Annotated in this window: 6 protein-coding genes and 1 pseudogene; 2 read left to right on the forward strand and 5 right to left on the reverse strand. The window is 59.7% G+C overall.

Going from position 1 to position 5533, the window contains the following annotated elements:
• The coding region (locus GVL61_RS24235; RefSeq protein WP_159983812.1) for an alginate export family protein at nucleotides 1–1325 on the forward strand (1325 nt) is incomplete at its 5' end.
• A gap of 272 nt (nucleotides 1326–1597) precedes the next feature.
• Here the strand turns inward: GVL61_RS24235 and GVL61_RS25545 are convergent.
• From GVL61_RS25545 to GVL61_RS25335, 3 genes are read right to left on the reverse strand one after another with little or no spacing between them, the layout of a single operon-like run.
• On the reverse strand, nucleotides 1598–1738 hold the full coding sequence (locus GVL61_RS25545; protein WP_159983814.1) for a transposase: 141 nt from the start codon (nucleotides 1736–1738) through the stop codon (nucleotides 1598–1600).
• On the reverse strand, nucleotides 1677–2063 hold the full coding sequence (locus tag GVL61_RS24245) for a transposase (RefSeq protein ID WP_159983820.1): 387 nt from the start codon (nucleotides 2061–2063) through the stop codon (nucleotides 1677–1679). The genes GVL61_RS25545 and GVL61_RS24245 overlap by 62 nt, the downstream gene beginning before the upstream one ends.
• A 27-nt stretch (nucleotides 2064–2090) precedes the next feature.
• Complete coding sequence (locus tag GVL61_RS25335) at nucleotides 2091–2234, reverse strand: transposase (protein WP_159983816.1); 144 nt, start codon at nucleotides 2232–2234, stop codon at nucleotides 2091–2093.
• A 39-nt stretch (nucleotides 2235–2273) separates the two neighbouring features.
• Between GVL61_RS25335 and GVL61_RS25205 the strand changes: the two are divergent.
• Nucleotides 2274–2360 (forward strand): annotated as a pseudogene (locus GVL61_RS25205) (DDE-type integrase/transposase/recombinase); the annotation flags it as partial.
• 205 nt (nucleotides 2361–2565) lie between these two features.
• On the opposite strand, the gene GVL61_RS24260 reads toward GVL61_RS25205, so the two are convergent.
• A complete protein-coding gene (locus GVL61_RS24260; RefSeq protein WP_159983818.1) occupies nucleotides 2566–4971 on the reverse strand; it encodes a TonB-dependent receptor in 2406 nt (801 codons plus the stop codon).
• Between the two features lie 327 nt (nucleotides 4972–5298).
• The coding region (locus GVL61_RS25210; protein WP_235037898.1) for a hypothetical protein at nucleotides 5299–5533 on the reverse strand (235 nt) is incomplete at its 5' end.

Below are 5533 nucleotides of genomic sequence, written 5' to 3' on the forward strand. Positions count from 1 at the left end.
CCCTGCCGCCCGCGCCTGCGAAGGCGCCCCAGCCCTCATTCAAGCCGATCAATCATGAAGAGGATTATTCCAGCTTCCGCGGCATCAGCGATGCGAACCTGTGGACCCGGCTCAAGCACATACCAATCGCTGGCGACACGTACGCCAGCATCGGCGGGGAACTTCGCCTTCGGCCCGAGATGCGCATCGGCGAGCGCTGGGGCCGCGGTCCGCAGGACGACGACGGCAACTTCCAGCAGCGCACGCGGGTCTGGGGCGACCTCCAGGTCGAGGGTCTGTTTCGCGCCTTCGTCGACATCGAGCACGCGACCAGTTCCGGCCTCGATTCGGTTGTCGCACCGATCGAGGAAGGGCGCCTCGACTTCAACCAGGCGTTCGTGGAAGCGCGGCTTCCAGTCGGATCGGCCAGAATCACCGCCCGGGTTGGCCGGCAGGAGATCGGGATCGGCAATTACACGGTCTTCGACATGCGTGAAGGTGCCAACACTCGCCGCTCGCTTGATCTCGTGCGCGTCATGGGAACGAACGGCAAATGGGATGGCGGCGTCCTGGCGGGGCATGCAGTCCTGGAAAAGCTTGGCACGTTCGACGACGAGACCAACCAAGACTACGACCTCTCCGGCTTCCACCTCGGCCGGAGTTTCGGCTCTGCGAACCGCATGGGAAGAGCCGAGGCACTGTTTGTCGCCTCTGACCGCGCCAGCCTGAATTTTGCCACCGGCCCGGCATCGCGGGACCAGCGCCGAACGCTGTCGCTGCGCTACGCAGGCAAGCGCGACGCCTGGAGCATCGACGCTGAAGCGATCCGCCAGTGGGGCTCGTTTGGCCAGCTCGACATCCAGGCCTACTACCTCACCGCCACCGTCGCGCATGCGTGGCAGGGAGGCTGGAAGCCCAAGCTTGGCCTGCGCGTGGACGTGGGTTCCGGAGACCGCAATCCGAACGACGGCAAAATGGGTACCTACGGTCCGCTGTTCCCGCGCCCGCTGACCTATAACGGTGACCTTGGGCCGCACAACCTGACCATTTTCCAGCCGATGCTGAGCCTTCAGCCGACGACGAACCTGACGCTCGATTTCTCGGTCGCAGGTTTATGGCGCACCTCGACCCACGACGGCGTGTATTCGCTGGGCGGCCAAGTCCTGCGCCGTGCCGATGAATCGGACGCCCGCTTCTTCGGCAAGCGCGTGACGGCAGCGGGGCGCTATGCGGTGAACCCTTTCACGACGTTCGGATTCTACACTATCTACGGCGACGTTTCCGAAAAGTTCCGCCCGGGCCGTGACCTGTTCTACGCCGCTGGCTACGTCACGTTTAGAATCTAATCGGGGATTCATAGCTACGGTCGGCCCGGCAATTCACATCGGATTTTCGAACACCGAATTGAGATTGGTGGCGATCGCACGCCCACGCGCTTGAGCCGACCTTGGAACTCCTCCCACTGCCGGCAGGTGTTGTCCTACCAGAGCGCTGGATCGGCCGGGTAGATCGTTTTACCAGGCCCACCCTCTCATGGATCGAGACCTCAGGACCACGCTTAGCCAGCGTCGCGGGGCACAGGCCGAAGCCATCGACGAGATCATGGGGCATGAAGCGCCTAGGAGGTGTTGACAAATTGGCGTGTCCACAGCCGGATTGAGAAGATGTGGATGACGCCCAGGTAGCTGTCGGCGGTTTTATCGTAGCGGGTTGCGAGCCGTCGACCATTCTTGAGCTTGTTGAAGCAGCGTTCGACCATGTTGCGCAGGGCATAGATCGCGGACAGGCGACTGGATCAGGCGGTTTCGTTTGGTCGGGATCATCGCGGTGCCGCCGCGCCTTTCCATATCTTCGCGAAAGAAGTCAGCGTCGTAGGCCTTGTCGGCAAGCAGCACCTTGGGCACTGGCCCATCGGCATTCATGATCGGCATATATCCTTTAAAGTCGGAGACTTCGCCGCTGGTCAGCGCCGCCGCTATGGGCAGGCCTAGCGCATTTATGCGGAGATGGCTCTTGGTCGTAACGCCACCTTTTAAGCGGCGAAGACCCTGATCCGGGGCCCCCTTTAGGGCCGGCTGAACAATGGTGCTCCCGGATGATTGTGCTGTCGATCATTTGCAGGCTGGGATTGCCGCCCCGTTTTCGTTGAGCGTTTCAAGGAGCGACGCCCACAAGCCAGACAGCGTCCAGCGCCGGAACCGACGGTAAACTGAAGACCACTTGCCGAAATGCTCATGCAGGTCGCGCCAGGCCACGCCTGTCCGTGGTATTGGAAGCGACCATAAATCTGACGCAGTGGGCGCATCGATGATATCTACATCAAGGTTAAAGCGCGCTGGACCTATTTGTACCGTGCCGTCGATAAGGATGGTGACACGATCGAGGGTTTTGAGGTCAGGCACGCCCTTAAAAAGGGACAGGCGAAGCTTCGGCAATATTGCGGAGGCATCATGGGAGAGGTGCGTCTGATCGAAAGGCAGTTCGGAATTTACACCACCTGAAATCAGCACGAAGTACCCAAGTCACGCCCCAATCCAAAGTATGCAACAGGGCGGCCGCACATCGGCGCGAGCCGCCCCTCACCGATCAGAATTTTATAGACAACTCCATGCCATATGTACGCGGTTTGCCGACCACCGCGCCATTATGACCGAGCGCGGAAGCCAACTGCATTCCGCCTACGAAATATTCCTCGTCGAACAGATTTTCGCCATAAATGGCCGCCGAAATCGTCGACCCCATGATTTCGTTCCAGCTCAAGCGGCCGTTGACCAGCGTATAACCGGGCAGGCGGGTGCGCGGGGCGATGGTGTTGGCCGCGTTGGAGAAATATTGTCCGGTCTGACTATAGACTTCGCCGCGCAGGCTGATCTGCCCCACAGATTCGTCAACGGGCACCGACAGCTCCGTCCAGACGGTGCCGGAACGCTTGGGGGTGTCGCCTACCGGCCCGTAGGAATACGCCTTCCCGAACAGCATGACATTACCATTCGTGAATTTTGCAGAGGTGAGGGCAAGCTGGCCACCGACGCGCACCCAGTCGGCGGGCTGGATCATGGCCTCAGCCTCGATACCGCGAACGCGCTCCTCCGGAACATTGGTGGTGAAGGCTATGGATGCAATCGGGCCGGGGCCATCGGGATCGGGGAATTCGGCCCGCTGCACGCCATGAATCCACTGGTTGAAGACTGCGAGGTTGAGGGTGGCGCGATAACCCATCAACCGGCCGCTATATTTCAGACCGCCCTCGATATCCTCGGTCGTTTCCGAGCCGAAGAAGTTGCTGGCATTGATGTTCTGCACAGTCGGATCGAACGTGCCATTATAGCCACCGCTGCGGAAACTTCCGCGTGTCTTTGCGTAGAGCAAGAGTTCAGGGGTCGCCTCATATTGCAGGCCGACTTCCCAACTCGGATCCGAATAATCGCGCGACCGCTCCGGTGCGCCGAAATTATCCGAACCGGGGAGCTGGAAACCCTTCACCTTTTCCCACGTGTAGCGGATACCGGCAGTCAGCTTCAGCCCCTGCGCGCCAATCGAAGACAGGTCATAAGTGCCCTGAGCATAGACCGCGTTGGTGTTATTTTTGATGCGGAAATGATTGTTGGCATAGGCGGGCGTGCCAAATTCTGGCGCACCCAGATCGAAATAGGTCTGTGGATACTGCGAGCGCACCTTCTGCCGTTGGAAATAGACGCCGACAATGAAGTCGAGCGCGCCGATCTCGCCCTGAAGTTGGATTTCCTCGGAATAGGACCGCAGCTTATCGAGATTGCCATATAGGCCGCGCTGGGCATTTTCGGTCAGGATCGTTGCGAACGGGGCACCGAGCTGCGGCTGGTCGCTCAGTGTATAACTGTCGACGAGGCCGAAGATATTCCGCAGTTTGAGATGGTCGCCCAGCTCGAACTCCGTCGCGTTGGTGAACGTCCAGTTTTCTCCATAATGGCGAGCGCCGCCGGGGTGATTGGTCACATAGGGACCAAGACGTCGCTGCTCATCGACATAGGCCAGAAGGCCCTCCGCATAGGCTTTTGGATGTGTAGCGAGATAGCCGGCCCAAAATTGAGGCCCAAATGCCCCATTGGGACCGAAAAGTCCGCCCGCAGCCGAATTGAGGGCATTTCCATTGTTCGTCTCGCCCGGGGCATAGACGCTATACGTATAGGATGCGCCGGTGTTGGTGCCCGTCGTCTTCGAATATTGCAGCATCGCGGTGTTGGTGATCGTCTCGGTTGGCTTGAGGGTCAGCGTCATGCGGGCGTTGCCGCGGTTGATCTCGCCCAGGGTATCGCCGGTGTAGAGATTGTGGATGAAGCCATCGTCGTGGGTGTAGTTGCCCGCCACGCGCAGCAGTACCTTGTCATCGACAATGGGCAGGTTGATCGCGCCCTCAACCTCGACATGGTTGAACCGGCCATAACGAGCGCGTGCATAGCCGCCCAGTTCGTTGGTCGGTTTCGCTGAGGTAAACAGGACCGCGCCGCCCGTGGCATTGCGGCCGAACAATGTGCCCTGCGGCCCTTTCAGAACCTGCACTGACTGCAGGTCGAAAAAGGTCGATGAGCCGCCCACCGGGATCGGCACTTCGTTGAGATAGGTAACGACGGCGGACGGCGATCCACTGAAAATGTCCGCGCTCTGGCCCCGCAACGAATAGTTCAGAGAATTATTGCCCTGCGTCTGGCGGATGGTCAGACCGGGAACCGTACGTTGCAAATCGGAATCGGTAGTCACGGCGCGCTTGACCAGATCTTCAGTGCCGATTGCAGTGATAGCAATGGGGACCTTGGCCAGATTTTCGTCGCGGCGGCGCGCGGTAACGACAATTTCGCCCGTCAATTCTGCGTCCGCTGCTGCACCTGCTCGCGTCGCATCGGACGTCCCCTGCGCCAGAGCGGCGGATGGCAGCACGGCTGTGCTCAGCGCGAGCATGGAAAGTCCGGTCAGCCGATATGTGCGCCGCGTCAGGTTGTTCGATAGATCGATCATATGTGCCTCCCCAAGGCATGCAGTCCGTCTTGGGCGGACGCTCTGCCAGCTTGACCACAATCCGCGCGTGCGGGAAATGTCTGGTGGGGCACGCCGGAGCGCCCGAGACGGCATGTGACGAAGGGTCAAGGCCGTGAGATTGCAGCATTCTGCGCCATGCCTTATCGTCAGATCCCAATCGGAACCCCGCGCTTGCGGTGTAGAATTAGTATTACACTGTGAACGTTGAGAAATTCCGACCCCTGATCGACGTGAACACTATCCCGTCTGTGCCGTGATACGCAGCAAGACAGGCATGATGTCCTGCGGCCGAACATAGCCGGAATATTAAGTTGGAAGCGTACCTGTTACCTGATCAATTTCGAGAACGCATCGAAATCTGATCCCAGCCCGCTGGTATTGTTCGGCATTTATGCCGACGAGCATTGGCGGCGCCTTGCCCCGCAGACCAAGATACCAGTCTTCGGCAATTTTCTTGGCCAGAGACAGACTGTCGGTCTTGGTGGTGACCCGGCGCTGCCTGCTGCCAACCGATGCGGAGCAATGCCAGTTGCCGCCGTCT

Source organism: Novosphingobium sp. 18050 (assembly GCF_902706195.1).
In the GTDB taxonomy this organism is placed as follows: domain Bacteria; phylum Pseudomonadota; class Alphaproteobacteria; order Sphingomonadales; family Sphingomonadaceae; genus Novosphingobium.

Bases quoted from the DNA above. Each gene is read 5' to 3' on its own strand.
- GVL61_RS25545 (WP_159983814.1), bottom strand. From the start codon at position 1,738: ATGGTCGAACGCTGCTTCAACAAGCTCAAGAATGGTCGACGGCTCGCA.
- GVL61_RS24260 (WP_159983818.1), bottom strand. From the start codon at position 4,971: ATGATCGATCTATCGAACAACCTGACGCGGCGCACATATCGGCTGACC.